Here is a 17,873-nt window from a genome sequence, read left to right as displayed (position 1 = left end):
CTGACCGCCCGGACGGCGCCTGCGGCACGGCTAAGCCGCCCGGCGCCGCCGCGAGCGCCGCTCAACCTCCCGTCATCGTCGGCAGCAGCGTCCGGTAGATATGAATGAACGCGGGCCCGAGCAGCACCGTCAGCAGCGCCGGAAAGATGCAGAAGATCAGTGGAAACAGCAGCTTCAGCGCGATCTTCGCCGCGCGCTCCTCCGCGCGCATCCGCCGCTGCGTGCGCAGCGTGTCCGACAGCACGCGCAGCGACGCGCCGATGCTCGTTCCGAAGCGGTCCGCCTGGATCAGCATCGAGCTGAACGCGTCGACGTCTTCGGCGCCCGTGCGCAGCGCGAGGTTGCGCAGCGCGGTCTCCTTCGAGAAGCCGGAGCGCATCTCGAGCAGCATCAGCCCGAGCTCGTCCGCGACGATGGGGCTGCGCAGCCGCAACTCGTCGGCGACCTTCGTCAGCGCCGCGTCGAGCCCGAGTCCCGCTTCGACGCAAACGATCAGCAGGTCGAGCGCGTCCGGAAAATCCTCGATGATGACGCGCTGCCGCGACGCGATGCGGCGCGACAGCGCGGCGTTCGGCAGATAGAAGCCGAACGTGCCGATCAGCAAGAGCATCGCTGCCGGCACGTACGGAGTCTCTGCGAAGTCGGTGCCGATCAGGAACGGCATCGCGGCCGCAGGCAGCGCGAGTGCAAGCACGGTTTTCGCGGCGAAGTACAAGTGCGCCGCGCTCGGCGAGCGCCATCCGGCGTTGATGAGGCGCAGCCGCAGCGGCGAATTCTCCCAGCCGGATTTTGGCAGCGACAGCTTCGAGATCGGCAGCGAGATTTCGGCGAGCTTCTCGACCCAGACGGTCGGCGGCGTCGGGCCGTCGCCCGCCGCGACTGCGCCGCCGCCGATCTGCTCGAGACGCCGCGCGAGGCGGCGCGGCGCGAACGCGAACCACGCGGCCATCACGCCCGCGACGACGATCGCGAACAGGCCGAACAGCAGTAGGATGTGCGTGACGTTGAGATTTTCCATGACAGTCCCCGAATGTCGTTCAACGAATGATGGCTGGATGCGTCGTGCGCGGCTTCACACGCGAATCCGGATGATGTACCGCATCCACACGATGCCGAACGCCATCGACGCGATCGTGGCCCCGACGAGCAGGACGCCCGCCGGATCCTGCCAGAGCACCGCGATGAAGTCGGGATTCATGATCGCGAGGAGCGCCGCAGTGCCGAACGGCAGCAGCGTCAGGATCCACGCGGACAGCTTGCCTTCCGCCGACAGCACGCGGACCTTGTCGAACAGCTTGAAGCGCTCCCGGATCAGGAGCGCGATGCCGTCGAGCAGTTCGGCGAGGTTGCCGCCCGTCTCGCGCTGGATCAGCACCGCGATCACGAAGTAGCGCAGGTCGGGCACCGGTACGCGTGTCGCGAGATTCAGCAGCGCTTCCGGCAGCGGCACGCCGTAGTTGATCTCGTCGAACGTGATCCGGAATTCGCCGCCCATCGGCTCCGCAAATTCCCCGCCCACCATCGAGATCGCGCTCGAGAACGAGTGGCCCGCGCGCAGCGCGCGCGCGATCATGTCGCAGGCTTCCGGCAACTGCCGTTCGAGCCTGCGCATACGGCGCGTCCGGCAGCGCTGCACGAACAGCGTCGGCAGGCACGCGGTCGTGACGGCGACCGCGGCCGCGGTCCACAGCGGCAGCGGTGCGAAGCTGAGCGCGATGAACACGACGAACGGCATCGCGAGCGAGATGCAGGCAAGCTTCGCGACCGACCACGTGAGTCCCGACTGCTGGATCAGCAAGTCGAGCGTCTGCACGCGAGGCATGCGCATCAGCAGGCGGTCGAGCGGCTTCGCGTCGTTGAGCATCCGCTCCTTCAGGATCGACAGCCGCTCCTTCTGCACCTGGCCGCCCGCCGACATCGCGCGGATGCGCGCCTCGATACGCCGCGCGGCCGGGCCGTGGCGGGCGTTCCACCATTGATAGACGCCTTCGAACGCCAGCACCACGGCGACGAACAGCAGGAGAATGAAACCGTAGAAGATCGCATCCATGACAGGCTCCTTCATTCAGCGCGGGCTTACGCCACTTCGAAGCGGCGTGCGGGGTCGTACATCGCGTCCGGCAACTGGATGCCGAACGCGATCAGGCGCTCGGCGAACTTCGGCCGCACGCCCGTCGCGGTGAAGTAGCCGAGCACGTTGCCGTTTGCGTCGAGACCGGTGCGCTTGAACGTGAAGATCTCCTGCATGTTGATGATTTCGCCTTCCATGCCGGTCAGTTCCTGGATGCTCACGATCTTGCGCTTGCCGTCCGTGAGGCGTGTGGTCTGCACGACGACCGACAGCGCGGAGCTGATCTGCTGACGCATCGTCTTCGGCGGCAGCGAAAGGCCCGAGACGCCGATCATGTTTTCGAGCCGGGTCAGCGCGTCGCGCGGCGTGTTCGCGTGGATCGTCGCGAGCGAGCCTTCGTGGCCGGTGTTCATCGCGTTCAGCATGTCGAGCGCTTCGGCGCCGCGCACTTCGCCGAGGATGATGCGGTCGGGCCGCATCCGCAGCGCGTTGCGCACGAGCGTGCGCTGCGTGATCTCGCCCTTGCCTTCGATGTTCGGCGGCCGCGTTTCGAGCCGCAGCACGTGATGCTGCTGCAATTGCAGCTCCGCCGCGTCTTCGATCGTCACGATCCGTTCGTCATCCGGAATGCAGCCGGACAGGATGTTGAGGAGCGTCGTCTTGCCGCTGCCGGTGCCGCCCGACACGAGCACGTTGACCTTCGCGCGCGTGAGCGCCTCGAGCAACTGCGCCATCGGCGGCGTCAGCGTCTGGTAGTTGACGAGGTCGTCCATCTTCAGCGGATTGACGGCGAAGCGACGAATCGACATCAACGGGCCGTCGATCGCGGACGGCGGGATGATCGCGTTCACGCGCGAGCCGTCGGGCAGGCGCGCGTCGACCATCGGGCTCGATTCGTCGATCCGCCGGCCGACGCGCGACACGATCTTCTCGATCACCTTCATCAGGTGCGCGTCGTCGTAGAACGTGACGTCGGTCAGCTCGAGCCGGCCGTGCCGCTCGACGTAGACGGCGCTCGCCGTGTTGACGAGGATGTCCGACACGGTCGGGTCGCGCAGCAGCGATTCGAGCGGGCCGAAGCCGAACATTTCGTCGTAGATGTCGATCGTCAACTGCCGCCGCTCGAGATCGTTCGCGAGCAGCTTCTCGTCGTCGAGAATGCGCGCGATCAGCGACGCGATCTCGGTGCGCACCTGCTCGGCGGGCATCCGCGACAGGCGCTCGAGCTCGACGCGCTCGAGTACGGTGCCATGAATCTGGCGGCGCAGCTTCTGGTACGCTTCGTGCGCCATCGCGGTCGCCGCGCCGACGGCGTCGCTCCGGGACATGAACGGTTGCGTGTGCCGCACGGACATCTGGTCTCGCAATGACATGGTGATCTCCTCGAACGGTGTTACATCGATTTGAGTTTGGGCGTCGCGCTACGACTGAAGAGCCGTGCGATCAGCGGTGTGTCGTGCGCGCTCTCGCGGCACGGGCGCTGTCCGCCGTCGACGAGCTGCTTCGCGAACGCCTGCAGGCTGCGCGCGACGCCGCTATTGCGCGCGAGCCGGGAGAGCGGAACGCCCTGGTCGACTGCCTCGCCGACCGTGGCGGGATCGTCGGGAATCACGTGCGCCGCGCGCATGGCGAGCACTTCTTCGAGCGCCGCGCGCGCGCGGTCGGAGGCGCGCGTTTGCCGGTTCAGCACGAGCTGGATGCGGTCGGGCGGGCAGCCGAGCGACACGAGCAACTCCTGCAGGCGCCGGGCCGCGCGCACGTGCGGCATGCTCGGCTGCAGCACGACTTCGATGTGGTCGCTGCGGTCGAGCGCGACCATCGACACCGCGTTCAGGCTCACGCCGAGATCGAAGATCACGAAGTCGTAGCGCGGCGCGGCGACGCCGAGGATCCATTCGAGCGCGTCCTCGCGGAGGTCGGCGGCCTTGATCGGATCGCCCGCGCCCGCGAGCACGTGGAACGTGTCGGTCACGCGCACGACGCTCGCGTCGAGAAACGCGCCGTCCATCCGCTCGAGCTGCCCGCAGAGCTGTGCGACCGTCGACGGCGGCGTCTGGTCGCTGACGAGGAACGCGGCGTCGGCGAACTGCTGGTTCAGGTCGATCAGCAGGGTGCGGCGCTGCGAGCCTTCGGCGATCTCGTACGCGACGTTGCCCGCGACGAAGCTCGTGCCCGCGCCGCCCTTGCACGACATGAACGACACGATCCGCGTGTCGGGCGTATCGCGCTGCGTGCACTGCGCGGTCGCGCGCTTCAGCGCATCGTCGAGCGCGCGCGGCTCGATCGGCCAGTGCAGCACGTCGCGCACGCCGGCGCGCATCGCGTCGAGCAGCGTCTGCGACGTTGCGTCGGTCGTCACGAGCATGCACGTCAGGCCCGGATGCAGACGGCTCAGCCGCTCGATCGCGGCGAGCTCGGCGGTGTCGAGCGCAAGGCCGTCGATCATCAGGATGTCGAACGCATCGAGGCCGTCGGTGCGCTGCACGATCTGCGCGGCGCGGCCGACCGTGCGCGTGACGCGATAGTGGCCGGCGTCGCCGACGAGCCGCGCGAGATGCGCGAGCCGCGATGCGTCTTCGGAAGCTACGAGGATGTTGATCATGGTCGTTGACCTCGTGTGGGGTTCATTGGCAAACCGGGCCGCCCGTCGACGTCGCGAGACTTTCGCGGGGCAGCGTGGTGACGAAGGGCGGCATCGTGAGCGTGAGCGGCACGAACGGAATCAGCGTCCTGACCGTGACGTTCGTGACCGACACGGTGACGAGCGTGCAGGTGTTGCGCGCCGTCGCCGCATCGGAATCGCAGCCGGCGGGCGTATACGACAGGTTCACGTCCGCACTACTGATGAGCGGCATCAGTTGGCTGATGCGGGTCTTCACGACGGACGCGTCGGCATCGCAAACGGTAGCCGTGCGCGCGCCGAGGCGGACCGCCTCGCTCGCGGTGTTCCAGTAGAACAGCACGCGGCCGAATTCGCAGATGCCGATCAGGATCGTGCAGAGGATCGCGGCGACGAGCGCGAACTCGACGGCCGCCATGCCGCGTTGCGCACGGCGCCGGATCAGGGAGAAGGGGCGCGCGTTCATGACACTTGCCTCATCACGGTGACGATGTTGCCGAAGGTCAAGGCCGGCAGCCCCGGAAACGCCGGGATCGGCTGGTACTGATAGCCCTTGATCTTGACCTCGACGAGATTCATGCTGCCTGCGAGATTCGCCGGATCGGGCGAGCCGTTGTTCGTGTCGTAGGTCGGCACGTTCGCGAACTGCGCCGGATCGGACGCGTCGCCGCAGTTCGTCGTGTGCGACGCATCGCACACGATGACCATCGACGTCGTCAGGCCCGGTGCGAGCTCGCTGCCGGTCGAGCCGCAGGTCGTGCTGCCGTAGACGGCGAGACATTGCGCCTGCGCGACCGGATACGCGGGGTCGTTCGACAGGTACGTCGACAGATAGCGCGTCGCGTCGCGCGTCGCCTTCGTCAGCGCTTCGTACTGGTAGATCGCGCGGCCGAATTCCGCGACGCCGGTCACGAGCAGCACGAGCGGGATCATCACGATCGCGAATTCGACCGCGACGGCGCCGCGCATCCGCGACGGACGGGGACGGAATGAGAGTCGGTTCATGATCACCTCTCGTTCATTGGAGCAGCACGGGCACTTGCGGGCCGACCGAACTGCCGTTGCCCGGCGTGCCCTGTGTCGCACACGGGCTGCCGGGCGCCGTCGACGCGCCGCGATATTCGAGATGGATCGGACCCGCACCGCCGCCGGAACCCATCGGATCGAGCATCAGCATGCAGTCCCACGACAGCACGGGCGCGCTGTGGCCGCTCAGCAGCACCGAGCAGTCGACTTCGGGCGCGAGTGCGAGACGCCTGTCGGCGCCCGCTTGGTAGTAGCTCGCGCTGTACGTGCCGCTCGTGGTGATGCCGGAAAGATGGTCGCCCTGGTAGCTCGTGAACGTCGTGCGCTTGGTCACGAAATCCGAATACGCGTTGCTCTGCGCGAGCCACGTGGTTGCGTCGTACGCGTAGCCGGTGAAATCGGGCGTGCCGTATGACGGGTCCTTGTACGGATTCGCGTAGATACCGAAGCGCGTGTTGTATGCGGCGCTGTCCGCGACCTTGTTGCCCGGCGAGCCGATCTGCGATCCGGTGGCGGGCAGCGCGCAGTAGTTGCCCGTCAGCTCGCTCTTGATCGACGACGCGCTGTTCGACCCGTCGAGCGCCGCCCACCCGAAGTTGCCCGCACCGAACGACGGCGGCGCGCCCGTCTTCGCGGCGAGCCAGTCGCCGATGTTGTACGACGCGCCGGCCACGGGCGGGCTCGTTTGCGTGCCGGCCTTGCAGACGAACACCGGGATCGCGCAGGTAGTCTGCGCGGCGCCGACGGTCGCGACGGCCGTCGCGGATACCGACGCGTTCGCGACGGTCACGCCGGGCACCATGTCGAGCGTCTGGATGAACCAGTTGACGATGCCTGTTCGCGACGTCGTGCACTTCACGTACTTGATCGACGAGGGCGAGGCGATCGAGCTCTTCGGTTGAAACGGATTGCTGAGCGAATCGGTGAACGTGACGTTCGAGTTCGTCTGCAACTGAACCGGAAATTGCTCGAACTGCGCGTAGTTGAGGTGGCCGGCGGTGATGCCGGCCGCCTCGGACACGGACAAGTTGATCGTGGCGCCCGTCAGGTCGCGCGCCGCGGCGAGCGCGCATGCGTCCGCGCTGTTCTGCAGCTCGCTGCGCGTCACGTAGAGCTTGCCGAGATCCAGCGCGAGGCCGACGAAGCCGATCAGCACCGCGAGCATCAGCGCGACGAGAATCGATACGACGCCGCGCTGCCGGCGCCGCCCGCCGTGAAGGGCGGCGCCTGATGAAGAAGTGACGCGAGACATGACGGTCTCCCTGAGCGAGTGGTGGTTATTGACCGCCCGTCTTGCCGCCGCCGACGCCGATCACGAAAGCGTTCGGCGTGGGCTCGATCTGCTGGAACGACTTGTCGTAGTTCTCGAGCGCGGCGGCGGCTGACTTGCCGTCGATGCCGAGCGCCGACTTCGTGTGCTCGGCTGCGTGCGGATCGATGATCTGGGCCTGCATCACGGCGCGTACCGAATCGCCGAAGCGGCTGTCCCAGACGGGCGTGCTGTTCATGCAGCCGCCGAGCGAGGCGGCGAGCGACGCGGCGAGCACGAGGCGGCGCGTCAGCGTGAAGTAATCGAGGTTCATGTGCGTCCCCTTGCGGAAATTCAGTGGTCGACGGGCTGCGCGATCGCGCCTGCGTTGGCGAGCTGTTGCGACGGCTGTGCGGCGCCTTGGCGCTTCGCGGTCGCGCCGGCGGGAGCCGGCGCCGCGAGCGCGGCGGGCGTGGGCGATGCGGTGGCGGCCGCGGGTGCGGCGGGCACGGCCGGCGCGGCGCCCGGCACGGCGGCGCGCGCGCCTTGCCGCTGCGCGATCGCGGACGCGGACGGCAACGCGGGCGGCGGCGCGTGCACGGTCGCCGACGGACGCGCAGGCGCGGACGTCTGCGCGGCATCCTGCGCGACGTTCGCCGGTGCGGCGGTGGTCAGCGCGGCGTTCACGGGCGCAGCATTCGCGGGCGCAGCGGCAGCGGCGGGCGCGGTGCTCGTCGGCGCGGCGGCCGCCGGGGCGGCATTGACAGGGGCAGCGCTCATCGGCGCGGCATTCGCGGGTGCGGCGGCGCCGGCAGGTGCGGCATTCGCGGGTGCGGCTTCCCGCTTGCGCATCGCGCCACGGCCTTCCATGTTGCCCGTCGCATAGACGTCGACTTCATTCGGCTTCGTGAAGCTGTCGGTCGGCAGCGGCACGTCGGCGGTTTCGAGCGGCTTCACCAGATGCGGCGTGATGATGAACACGAGCTCGGTGCGATCCTGCTGGAACGACGTGCTGCGGAACAGCGCGCCGAGCACGGGCAGCTCGCCGATGCCGGGCAGCGCCTTCAGCGTGCCTTGCGCGTTGTCCTTGATGAGGCCGCCGATCGCGAACGTCTGGCCGTCGCCCATCTGCACCGTCGTCGATGCGCGCCGCGTCGTGATGAGCGGCAGGATCGACACGCCGCTCACGTTCGTCGCGGACAGCGTGACGCCCGTCGGCGACAGCTCGGACACTTCAGGCGCGACCTTCAGGCTGATCCGGCCGTTCGACAGCACGGTCGGCGTGAACTTCAGCCCGACGCCGAATTCCTCTTCCTGCAGCGTGATCGTCGTCGTGCCGGTGCCGCTGCTCTGCGGAACCGGGATGAAGATCTTGCCGCCCGCGAGGAACGTCGCTTCCTGGCCGCTGATCGTGACGAGCCGCGGTTCGGCGAGGATCTTGACCGGCTGGTCGGTGTTCTGCGCGTCGATCGAGCCGTTGAGCGGCAGCTTGTTCGACTTGCTCACGGCGATGCCGTTGCCGACGCCCGCGAGCAGGCTCGTCACGAGCGCACCCGTCCACGAGCCGAAGCCGCCCTGGATGTTGACGGCCGACCCCATCTGGTTGATCAGTGTCTTCGACACTTCGGCGACCTTCACCTCGAGCATCACCTGCTGCGGCGACGTGACGGTCAGCATGTTGAGCACGCCGCCGCGCGGGCCGCCCGCGCCCGCGCCCGCGCCGGCGCCCCCGCCCCCGCCGACATTCGTGCGGTCGCTGTACGCCTTCGCGATCGCGACCGCCTGCTGCGAGGCCTGCGCGCTCGACACGTTGCCCGCGAGGACGATCGTGTCGGCGGCGGTCGACACGCGGATGTCGCGTTCGGCGGGCATCAACTGGCGCAGCGACGTCTGCAGGCCGCCCGCGTCCGCGCCGACCGCGACGTCGATGATCTGGCACGCGCCGCTCCTGCCCTGAACGATCATGTTCGTCGTGCCGACCGACAGACCGACGAGGTAGAGCGTGCGCGGCGACACCATCGTCGCCTGCGCGACGGCGGGATTGCCGATCGTGCGGTTGCGCACCGGCTCGTCGAGCGGTACGAGCAGCGACTTGCCGAGCGGCACGCTGACGCTCGTCGCCTCGCGCATCTCGCCGACGCAGTTCGGACCGCGCAGCGGCGCTGCGGTTTCGGCGGCGGCGGCTGCGCCGGCGACGGGAGCGGGCGCCATGCTGATCGTCATCTGCATCGGCCCGCGGCCGATCGCCATCGGCGCTGCTGCGACGCCCTTCGTGATTGCGGCGTTTTCGACGGCGTCCTGCGCGGACGCGGCGAAGACGGTGAGGAGCCCGGCGCAGCACGCGGCGGCGAGCGCCGCGCCGCGCACGACGCGCGCACGCGTCGGCGTCGGCCGGGAAAGTTGCGGTTTGGTGTCCATTTCGTGTGGTCCCCCAGTGCCCGGCGCAGTGCGCCGGGTTTGACTATCGAAAGCTGCCGGAACGCAAACGGGCAGCGGAAACGCCAGGCATCGTCAGTGCTTTGCCACTTGTGTCAGAAACATTCGACGCTGCCCGTCACGCCGGACAACACGCCGACGCAGTCGCGGCCGGCCGCGCCATGCGCATGCGCGACGACGACGCGCGTGCGCATGGGGCGCGGTTGCGCGGCGGGCGCCGCGACGGGCACTGGCACGGCCGCCGGCTGGCCGAGCAGCGTGTTCTTCGTCGCGCCGCCGGTATTCAGCGCGTCCTTGTCGATCTGGTTGCGCAGCACGAGCGACAGCGTGCCGACGCTGCGCGCGAGATCGAGCTTCTCGGCCTGCTCGGGCGTGACTTCGAGCGTGACCGCGTTGACGACCTTCGGCGCGGTGTCGTCGCGGCTCACCTGCTGCGCGACGGCGAGCACGAGGATCTTCTCGAGCACGATCTTCGAGATGCTTTGCTGCGGATCGGCCTTCGATTGCTCCTGCGTGTTGACGATCACGTCGACGTAGTTGCCCGGCAGCGCGAAGCCCGCGACGCCGACGACGTCGTTTACGCGCACGGTGATCGCGCGGTCTCCCGGGGCGATCACGGCGGACAGGCCGCCCTTCGTGCCGATGGGCGCGAGCTTCGAACCGAGCACGGGCTCGCCGCGCGCGAGGCTCGTGCGCACGACGCGGCCTTCGAGCGACTTGACGTCGGTGAACGCGCCGGGCGGCACGCTGGCCGTCGGCCAGTTGATGACGCGGAGCTGGTTCGGGCCGAGCGGCTCGCCGAGGTTCACGTCGACCGCGGCGACCGCGACCGGCGTGACGGCACTGCTCGATGTCTGCACGAGCCATCGCGATGCGAAGGCGACGGCGGCCAGCCCCGCCAGGATGGCGATGGCGAGCATCGTGAATGCGCGACTGTTTTTCATGGCGGTACTCCTCACTAGTCGTATCAAGAGCCAATGGGCCGGACGGTTACCAATCGCGATTCGCATCCGGCGGGGTGAACGGCGGTTCATCGGGCGCCGAACCGAAGAAGCTGCGCCACGCTTCGTGCAGCGCCTGCGGCGTGACCGTGGGCGCGTCGCCGCGGTAGCGGACGGATGCCGAGACGAGCCGCAGCAGGTCGCCCGGATAGCACGCGAGAAACGGCATCCGCGCGGGCGCGTGCAGGCGTTGCAGCAGGTAGTCGAACGTCGACGCGTCCGACGTCAGCGCGAGCGCGGCGCAGCTCGCGTCGTACACGGCGCGATAGCGGTCGACGGGCAGCGGTCCGACATGCAATTTCGAGCCGAGCCGCCGCAGGAACGCGTCGTCGCTGAACTGCGCGGGTGTGAGGTTGCTCGAGAACACCGGCCACACGTCGAACGGCATTTCGAGCCGCACGCCGCTCTGGAACGTCAATTGATCGACGTTGCGATCGAGCGGCAGCAGCCAGCGGTTCAGCAGATCGCGCGGCGCGATGCGCTGGCGGCCGAGATCGTCGACGATGTAGAGGCCCATGTTCGCCTTCACGTGCGGCGGCGCCTGGTAGTAGCCCGTCGTGTCGTCGCGGCGCAGGTCGAGCTCGGCGAGCGTCAGTTCGCCGCCCGACAGCACGATCGGCCGGCGGCACAGACGCCAGCGGCGGTCACCGCTCGCGCCGTCGGCCGCGCGCGGCGCATCGACGTGCACGAGCGGATCGTGGATATTGATGATCTCGCCCGACGCGTAGATCGCATGCGGAATCGGCACGTTGCCGCGCAGCAGCGCGCCGAGGCGCTCGGCGAGATAGGTCTTGCCGCTGCCTGCGGGGCCGTAGATCAGGAGCGGCCGGCCGGCGTTCATCGACGCGGCGGCCGCGTCGAGCATCGCCGGTTCGATCGCGATGCCTTCGAACGCCGCGTGTGCGTCGGCGCGCGCGATCGACACGCGGCGAACCGAGTGCGCGGCGACGTTCGCGACATACGCTTCGTGCGTGACGGGCGCCGGGCCGCAGTAACTGTTGCGCGCCTTCTCCTCGAGCGCGAGCGCGCGGCCGAGGTCGGTCAGGCGCAGCGTCATGTCGATGTCGGACAGGCCGCGATGCGTGACTTCGATCAGGCGCTCGCACGCAAGGAACGTCAGCACTTCATCGAGCACGACGGGCGGCAGGCAATGACGCTCGACGATCTCGGTCAGGCTCGAGCGCCCGTGCGCGAGCATCGATTTCAGCAGCAGCGCCGCGATGAAGGCTTCGTCCAGGCCGGTTTCTGCGAGCGAGCGCGGTGCGGCCGGCAGACGCGTGGCCTGCTTCATGCGGTACGCGCGCAGCGTCGGCGGCTCCGGCAGATGGGCGATCTGCGCGTCGTGTCGCGGTTCTGCTTGATCCAGGTTCATGGTTGCTCCAATCGTTGGGTGAGGGGCCGGCATGCGCCGCGTCAGGTCGCCGCCGTGAACAGCACGCCGAGCGTGCCGATGGCGATCGCAACGCCGTATGGCAGCATCCCGACCGATTCGATCTCGGGCGCGGCGCGCGCCGCTGACGGATCGCGCAGCAGCGCCGCGTGCGTGAACAGGTGGCGCAGGTTCGCGAGCAGCTTGCGGAACTGGCCGCGCTTCAGCACGACCGCGAGCGCCCATGCGCCGCCGACGATGAACGTCGCGAGCACGATGCGCAGCGCGAGCGGCGGTCCGACCCAAGAGCCGATCGCGAGCATCAGCTTCACGTCGCCCGCAGCCATGCCGCGCAGCAGATAGAAAGGCAGCAGCAGGCCGGCGCCCGTTGCCGCTCCGGCGAGCCAGGCGGCGAAGCCGGTGTGCGGGCCGGGCAGCCCGCATTGCGCGACGAGCGCGCTCGCGAGGCCGAGCGCGATCAGTCGATTGGGAATGCGCCGGCTCGACAGATCGATGCTGGCTGCGACGACTGCAAGTAAAGTCACGCAGAGCGGGATCGGTTGCGGCGGCAGAGCGGAAAGCATGACGAGCCTCGCGTCGTATTCAATCGTTCGATGAACCGCTTCGGTGACGCCAGCCGGCATGCCGGGCTGGCGCACCGTGGCGGGACTGGAATTACACATCCGAAGCGACGGTGCTGAACACCGACTGCAGACTAGTGCCGACGATTTGCACCGCACCGATGATCACGATCGCAATGAGCGATGCAATCAGCGCGTATTCGATTGCCGACACGCCCGATTCATCGCGCAGCCAGCTCATGACAGCATGGGCGGGTTGCGCGTCGAGCCAGCGCGGACGGGTCGACTTTCGGCAAAAGGACTGGGTTCTCATGAATCGCTCCTCAGCGGCATCGAACGGAACTTCGAACAGGAACGAACGGACGGAAAGTGACGGACGGCGAGTTGCGCAGAACCATCCGTCCTTCCGGCGACGTGCCCTACAGATCGCTACCGATCGTCGTGAAGACGGAATTCAGGTCGGTACCGACCGTCTTTACCGCACCGATGATCACGATCGCGATCAAAGCAGCGATCAGGCCGTATTCGATGGCACTGACGCCGCCTTCGTCACGAACGAACTGCTTGGCGTATTGAACGAGGCTGGACATAACTCTCTCCTTTTGAATCACTAAGAAAAACCCTTGCCATCGATGGCGCGGGACGTACAACGGGAACTGCTCCAACTACTAGGCGCTGCGGGTGCTGCGGGCACAACAGGCACAACAGGCACAACAGGCACAACAGGCACAACAGGCACAACAGGCACAACAGGCACAACAGGCACAACAGGCACAACAAGGCACAACAAGGCACAACAAGGCACAACAAGGCACAACAAGGCACTACGGGTACTGCAAGGCACCGCTCAAAAGCGGACTGCGGATCAGAACAGCCGCAGCGGGACCTGCACGCGAACGCATGCGCCGGCGCGGACGGAACGATCTGCGGGATGGGGCTTGCCGGCGCGTGCGCATGAGTCGATGCGCGCCGCACGGCGCTGCCCGGGAAGAATGCGGAAGCGACGGCCGTTCCGACCGGCGGCCGGTTCATGAGCGGCGGCGCAGGTGTGCGCCGCTTCGCTGCTGGAGCGGCTGAGAGGCCGCTGGGTGGTATATGTGGACATTGCCTTTCCCCGGTATTCACAACGAGCAATCTTTTCCCGGCGCCCGGCCGTAGCCGGTGCACCGCTGGTCGAACGGCGACTCCCTGTACACATTCGGCGCCGCACTCGCGTGCATTGCGTCGAATGCGACCCCGTGGGTGACGTCGGCGAGATTCTTGTCTGTTGATCTGGCTGCTGCGAATCTTCCGATCGTCGCGTCGTCGTTTGCCGTGCAGCGCATTTCGCAAGGAGTGGGCCAGCTTTCGGGAAGTCACGGCGGGACAAGGGCAAGCGGCTCACAGGTGCAACACTGCGGGCATGACGCGGTGCAGAAGGTTTCGGATTTGATACACACGAGCGCGCGCCGCCGCGCCGCCGCTGCCCGCAAACGCCTGCCCGGCAAGGTCAAAAAAATTTTGTCGGGACTTTCCCGGATTCGAAACACGGCGAAGAGAGCCGTGCCAGGCGACGCCGGCGGAGACGCGCTACGACGCAAAATGTTTCAACTCCGTAACGCGGCAGCCGCTGTTCGTCATTTTTCATGCGGAATTCGCTTTTTTGCGTGACCCGTGGCGATATCGCGCGTCGCCGCGATTTGCATCAACGCGCTTTTTTTTCTAACAATGGAAGCGCGGCGACGTCATGCAAATCGAAACGTCGTCGGATCGAACCCATAAAAAATATCGACGTGTTTAAACAAAACGCTTAATCACACATCGGGGCATCATGGATCTTGCAAATCGGGGAACATGCTTCGGCATGTTGCGTTCCGGCGGATGGCTGACGAGCGATCGCGTGCTCGCATACGGCGGCGCAACGCTGATTCTCAGCATCGCGCTGCTGGGCGCGTGGGGGTGGGCGACGAACGGGTTCATCGCGAACACGACGGTTCGGCCCGGCATCGACTTCACGGTGTTCTGGAGCGGATCGCACGTGATGCTGCACGGCGCGCCCGCGACCGTCTACGACTATCCTGCATTCTCACGTGTAGAAGCGGCGCAGCTCGGCGCATACGTGAATCGCAGTTTCCTGCCGTGGGTGTATCCGCCGACGCTGCTTCTGCTCGTTGCGCCGCTCGCGCTCGTGCCTTACGTGCCGTCGCTTCTGCTGTTCTGCACGGTCAGTCTCGTCGCGTATGCGAAGGGCGTCGGCGCGGTGTCGGGCTTGCGCAAGCGGCTGACGCAGCCGCGTTTCGCACCGTTCGTGATCCTGTCTTTCCCCGGCGTGCTCGTTGCCGCCGTCGCCGGGCAGAATTCGCTGCTCACGGCCGCGTGCGCGGTACTCGCGGTCCGGCTGCTCGCGAAGCGTCCGGTGATCGCCGGCCTCTGCATCAGCCTGCTCGCGATCAAGCCGCACATGGCGCTGTTGTTTCCGTTGCTGCTCGTCGCGACGCGCGCGTGGCGCGCGTTCTTCGCCGCCGCCGCCGGCACGCTGGTCTTCGCGGCGGCGAGCGTCGCCGTCTGCGGGACGGCGTCGGTGCACGCGTTCCTGTCCGGCACGACGATGCTGCGCGAGCTCGTGCTCGAGCGAGGCACACAATACTGGCTCGCGTCGCCCGCGCCGTTTTCGGCGATGCGGCTCGCCGGCGCGTCGCTGCACGTCGCGTACGCGGTGCAGATCGGTGTCGGCGCGCTCGCGGCCGTCGCGGCGCTGAACATCTGGCTGCGCACGAGCGACCTGCGTCTTCGCGCCGCGGCGCTCGCGATCGCGACGCTGCTCGTGACGCCCTATCTGTGGCATTACGAGCTCGCATGGCTCGGCGTCGCGCTGTTCTGCGTGCTCGCGTGCGCGCTCGATACCGGCTGGCTGCCCGGTGAGCAGCCGGTGTTCGTCGCCGGCTGGCTGCTGCCGTTCTTCGAGTTCTTCAATCGCGCGGCCCATCTTCCGCAGATCGGGCCCGTCGTGCTGCTCGCAGTGCTGCTGATCGTCGTGCGCCGCGCGCGGACGATGCCGGGAGTTGCGCGATGAAAGCCCATCCGCGCGGCCACGCGGCGGCGCATCGCGACGTCGAATGTCCAGAGCTGCCGGCGGCCGGTCCGCGCCGTCGCCCGCACTGGCTGGGCGCGAAACGGGTGCGGACCTATGCGGTCGCCGCGCTCGTCTGCTATGCGGCGTTCGGGAGCATCTACCTGTTCCGCTGGCTGTCCGGCGGAATCGGCTCGCCGCTGCCGCCGACGATGGATTTCGTGCCGACGTGGAGCGCCGCGCGGCTTGCGGTGCATGGCCACGCGGTCGACGCGTGGCGGTTCGCGGCGCTGCACGCCGTCGAGCTGCAGGCGATGCCTTCGATGCACGACTTGCGCGGCGTGCTGCTGTGGCTCTATCCGCCGCAGACGCTGCTGCTCGTAGCGCCGCTCGGCTGGCTGCCGTATCCGGCTGCGGCGATCGTGTGGATCGCCGGTACGGGCGCGCTGTTCGTCGCGACGGTGTGCGCGATCGTGCCGCGCCGGCTCGCGGTGCTTTGCGCGTTCGCGTTCCCCGGCACGTTTTTCGTCGCGCTCATCGGGCAGAACAGCCTGTTGACGGCCGCGCTCGCCGGCTTCGGCCTTGTCGTGCTGCGCCGCCGCCCGGCGCTCGCCGGATGTTGCTTCGGAATCCTCGTCATCAAGCCGCAGCTCGCGCTGCTGTTTCCGCTCGCGCTGCTGTGCGCTTCGCAGTGGCGTGCACTGCGCGCATGGGCGGCCACGGTCGCGCTCGTCGCCGCGTCGAGCACGCTCGCGTTCGGCCTCGGCGCATGGATTGCGTTCGCGCACGACGCGGCGTCCGCGCTGCGGACGATCGGCGCAGGGCAGGCGACGCTCGCGCGGATTCCGACGTTCTTCGCGTTGGCGACGTTTGCTGGACTGCCGCTCGTCGTCGCGCAACTGCTGCAAGCCGGCTCGATCGCGTTCGCGGCCGTCGCGGTGATCTATGCGTGGCGCGGCGCGACTTCGCACGCACTGCGTTCGGCCGCGCTCGCCTGCGCAAGCCTGCTCGTGAGTCCGTACCTGTACGACTACGACCTCGCCTGGTACGGAATCGTGATCGCGTGGGCGGTGCGCCACGCGCATGCGGAAGGCTGGCGGCCGCTCGAACGCGAAGGGCTCGCGCTGCTCGCGGTGATGCCGCTTGCGGGGCTCGTCGTCGTCGAGCCGCTGCGGTTCCAGTTCCTGCCGCTCGTGACGGCGGGCGCGCTCGCCGCCATCGTGAGCCGCATCGCACGCGAGCGCCACGGCGCGCCGAGTCTGCCCGGCGACGAAGATGCGGCGGATGCGATCGATTCAATTCGTTTCATTGCGGCGCGCGGCGCGTCGGTCGCCGCCCCGCGGCACACGCGAGCGGCGCCGCCGCTTGCCGGCCGCCGCTGCTACGGGGCCCAGGGAGAACCGCCATGCGGGATCAAATAAACATACCGCTCATTTCGCTCGTCGTACCGTTCTACAACGAGGGCGACGCAGTCACGCGATTTTTCGCGGAAGTCGTGCCGTTGATGGAGCGCATCGAATCGATCCGCTTCGAGATCGTCTGCGTGAACGACGGTAGCCGCGACGACACGCTCGACCAGCTCGTCGCCGTCGGCGCGCAGGATCCGCGCGTGCGCGTGATCGACTTGACGCGCAACTTCGGCAAGGAAGCCGCGCTGACGGCGGGCCTCGACGAAGCGAACGGCGATGCGGTGATACCGATCGACGCGGACTTGCAGGATCCGCCGAGCCTGATCCCGGTGATGATCGACCATTGGCGTGAAGGCGCCGAGGTCGTCGCGGCGAAGCGCAGCAACCGCGCGTGCGACACGTTCGCGAAGCGGACCGCGGCCTCGCTCTATTACCGCGTGCACAATGCGTTGTCCGAAGTGAAGCTGCCCGTCAACGTCGGCGATTTCCGGCTGATGGACCGGCAGGTCGTCAATGCGCTGTGCAGCTTGCCGGAGCGCCGCCGCTTCATGAAGGGGCTGTTTGCATGGGTCGGCTACCGGACGGTGATCGTCGAATATCAACGCGAGGCGCGCTGCGCCGGCCATTCGAAGTTCTCCGGCTGGAAGCTCTGGAACTTCGCGCTCGAAGGGATCACGAGCTTCAGCACGGTGCCGCTGCGCAGCTGGACCTACATCGGGCTTTGCATCGCCGCGCTCGCGTTCCTGTACGGCGGCTTCATCGTCGCGCGCACGCTGTGGATGGGCAATCCGGTGCCGGGCTACGCATCGCTGATCTCGGTGATGCTGTTCATCGGCGGGATCGAGCTCGTCGGCATCGGTGTCGTCGGCGAATATGTCGGACGCATCTATTACGAATCGAAGGAGCGGCCGATCTATCTCGTGCGCCGCCGCTATCAGGCGCGCACGAAGGTGACCGCGCTGCCCGTCGGCAGCGCCGCGCCGCGTGCCGCGCACGCCGCGCGAATCGATTTCTCACGGCGGCGCACGATGCCGCGCGCCCGCGCCGAAAGCCGCTGACCGA

General features: G+C 67.8%; 18 protein-coding genes. 4 read left to right on the top strand and 14 right to left on the bottom strand.

Going from position 1 to position 17,873, the window contains the following annotated elements:
• Nucleotides 1-61 precede the first annotated feature (61 nt).
• The 14 genes from WS70_RS30540 to WS70_RS30475 all read right to left on the bottom strand — a co-directional run bounded on the left by WS70_RS30540 (nt 62) and on the right by WS70_RS30475 (nt 12,943).
• Nucleotides 62-1,018 (bottom strand): type II secretion system F family protein, encoded by a 957-nt coding sequence (locus WS70_RS30540; protein ID WP_059596885.1) that lies wholly within the window; start codon nt 1,016-1,018, stop codon nt 62-64.
• Nucleotides 1,019-1,072: 54 nt separating this feature from the next.
• A complete protein-coding gene (locus WS70_RS30535; protein WP_059471160.1) occupies nt 1,073-2,050 on the bottom strand; it encodes a type II secretion system F family protein in 978 nt (325 codons plus the stop codon).
• Nucleotides 2,051-2,076: 26 nt separating this feature from the next.
• Nucleotides 2,077-3,444 carry a CpaF family protein gene (locus WS70_RS30530; RefSeq protein WP_059471137.1) on the bottom strand — a complete coding sequence of 456 codons (1,368 nt, stop codon included), beginning with the start codon at nt 3,442-3,444 and terminating at the stop codon, nt 2,077-2,079.
• A 20-nt stretch (nt 3,445-3,464) separates the two neighbouring features.
• Nucleotides 3,465-4,673 carry a CpaE/TadZ family protein gene (locus tag WS70_RS30525; RefSeq protein WP_059471136.1) on the bottom strand — a complete coding sequence of 403 codons (1,209 nt, stop codon included), beginning with the start codon at nt 4,671-4,673 and terminating at the stop codon, nt 3,465-3,467.
• 22 nt (nt 4,674-4,695) lie between these two features.
• The gene (locus tag WS70_RS30520; protein WP_059471135.1) at nt 4,696-5,157 is read right to left on the bottom strand and encodes a TadE/TadG family type IV pilus assembly protein; all 462 of its coding nucleotides are present in this window, start codon (nt 5,155-5,157) and stop codon (nt 4,696-4,698) included.
• Nucleotides 5,154-5,660 carry a TadE/TadG family type IV pilus assembly protein gene (locus tag WS70_RS30515; RefSeq protein ID WP_059596886.1) on the bottom strand — a complete coding sequence of 169 codons (507 nt, stop codon included), beginning with the start codon at nt 5,658-5,660 and terminating at the stop codon, nt 5,154-5,156. The genes WS70_RS30520 and WS70_RS30515 overlap by 4 nt, the downstream gene beginning before the upstream one ends.
• A gap of 49 nt (nt 5,661-5,709) precedes the next feature.
• On the bottom strand, nt 5,710-6,969 hold the full coding sequence (locus tag WS70_RS30510; protein WP_059596887.1) for a pilus assembly protein TadG-related protein: 1,260 nt from the start codon (nt 6,967-6,969) through the stop codon (nt 5,710-5,712).
• Between the two features lie 25 nt (nt 6,970-6,994).
• A complete protein-coding gene (locus WS70_RS30505; protein WP_059471132.1) occupies nt 6,995-7,300 on the bottom strand; it encodes a hypothetical protein in 306 nt (101 codons plus the stop codon).
• Nucleotides 7,301-7,320: 20 nt separating this feature from the next.
• Nucleotides 7,321-9,384 carry a type II and III secretion system protein family protein gene (locus WS70_RS30500; RefSeq protein WP_059596888.1) on the bottom strand — a complete coding sequence of 688 codons (2,064 nt, stop codon included), beginning with the start codon at nt 9,382-9,384 and terminating at the stop codon, nt 7,321-7,323.
• Nucleotides 9,385-9,497: 113 nt separating this feature from the next.
• Nucleotides 9,498-10,346, bottom strand: a complete 849-nt coding sequence (cpaB, locus tag WS70_RS30495) for a Flp pilus assembly protein CpaB (RefSeq protein WP_059596889.1) — start codon at nt 10,344-10,346, stop codon at nt 9,498-9,500.
• 46 nt (nt 10,347-10,392) lie between these two features.
• A complete protein-coding gene (locus WS70_RS30490) occupies nt 10,393-11,775 on the bottom strand; it encodes a hypothetical protein (RefSeq protein ID WP_059471129.1) in 1,383 nt (460 codons plus the stop codon).
• Nucleotides 11,776-11,816: 41 nt separating this feature from the next.
• On the bottom strand, nt 11,817-12,356 hold the full coding sequence (locus WS70_RS30485; protein WP_059596983.1) for an A24 family peptidase: 540 nt from the start codon (nt 12,354-12,356) through the stop codon (nt 11,817-11,819).
• A gap of 91 nt (nt 12,357-12,447) precedes the next feature.
• Nucleotides 12,448-12,594 (bottom strand): Flp family type IVb pilin, encoded by a 147-nt coding sequence (locus WS70_RS30480; protein ID WP_059471128.1) that lies wholly within the window; start codon nt 12,592-12,594, stop codon nt 12,448-12,450.
• A gap of 178 nt (nt 12,595-12,772) precedes the next feature.
• Nucleotides 12,773-12,943 carry a Flp family type IVb pilin gene (locus WS70_RS30475; RefSeq protein WP_059471127.1) on the bottom strand — a complete coding sequence of 57 codons (171 nt, stop codon included), beginning with the start codon at nt 12,941-12,943 and terminating at the stop codon, nt 12,773-12,775.
• A gap of 670 nt (nt 12,944-13,613) precedes the next feature.
• On the opposite strand from WS70_RS30475, the gene WS70_RS30460 reads away from it, so the two are divergent.
• The 4 genes from WS70_RS30460 (at nt 13,614) to WS70_RS30445 (ending at nt 17,869) form a co-directional block, all read left to right on the top strand.
• Nucleotides 13,614-14,003: a hypothetical protein gene (locus tag WS70_RS30460; protein WP_226382896.1), complete on the top strand. Its 390-nt coding sequence runs from the start codon at nt 13,614-13,616 to the stop codon at nt 14,001-14,003.
• Nucleotides 14,004-14,196: 193 nt separating this feature from the next.
• Nucleotides 14,197-15,405: a glycosyltransferase family 87 protein gene (locus tag WS70_RS30455; RefSeq protein WP_059471126.1), complete on the top strand. Its 1,209-nt coding sequence runs from the start codon at nt 14,197-14,199 to the stop codon at nt 15,403-15,405.
• Nucleotides 15,402-16,823 (top strand): glycosyltransferase family 87 protein, encoded by a 1,422-nt coding sequence (locus tag WS70_RS30450; RefSeq protein WP_059596890.1) that lies wholly within the window; start codon nt 15,402-15,404, stop codon nt 16,821-16,823. The genes WS70_RS30455 and WS70_RS30450 overlap by 4 nt, the downstream gene beginning before the upstream one ends.
• The gene (locus tag WS70_RS30445; protein ID WP_059471124.1) at nt 16,808-17,869 is read left to right on the top strand and encodes a glycosyltransferase family 2 protein; all 1,062 of its coding nucleotides are present in this window, start codon (nt 16,808-16,810) and stop codon (nt 17,867-17,869) included. Before WS70_RS30450 ends, WS70_RS30445 begins: the two co-directional genes overlap by 16 nt.
• Nucleotides 17,870-17,873 lie beyond the last annotated feature (4 nt).

This window comes from Burkholderia mayonis (assembly GCF_001523745.2).
In the GTDB taxonomy this organism is placed as follows: domain Bacteria; phylum Pseudomonadota; class Gammaproteobacteria; order Burkholderiales; family Burkholderiaceae; genus Burkholderia; species Burkholderia mayonis.
Note: the sequence above shows the minus strand (reverse complement) of the source record. Positions and strands in the feature narration are given on the sequence as shown.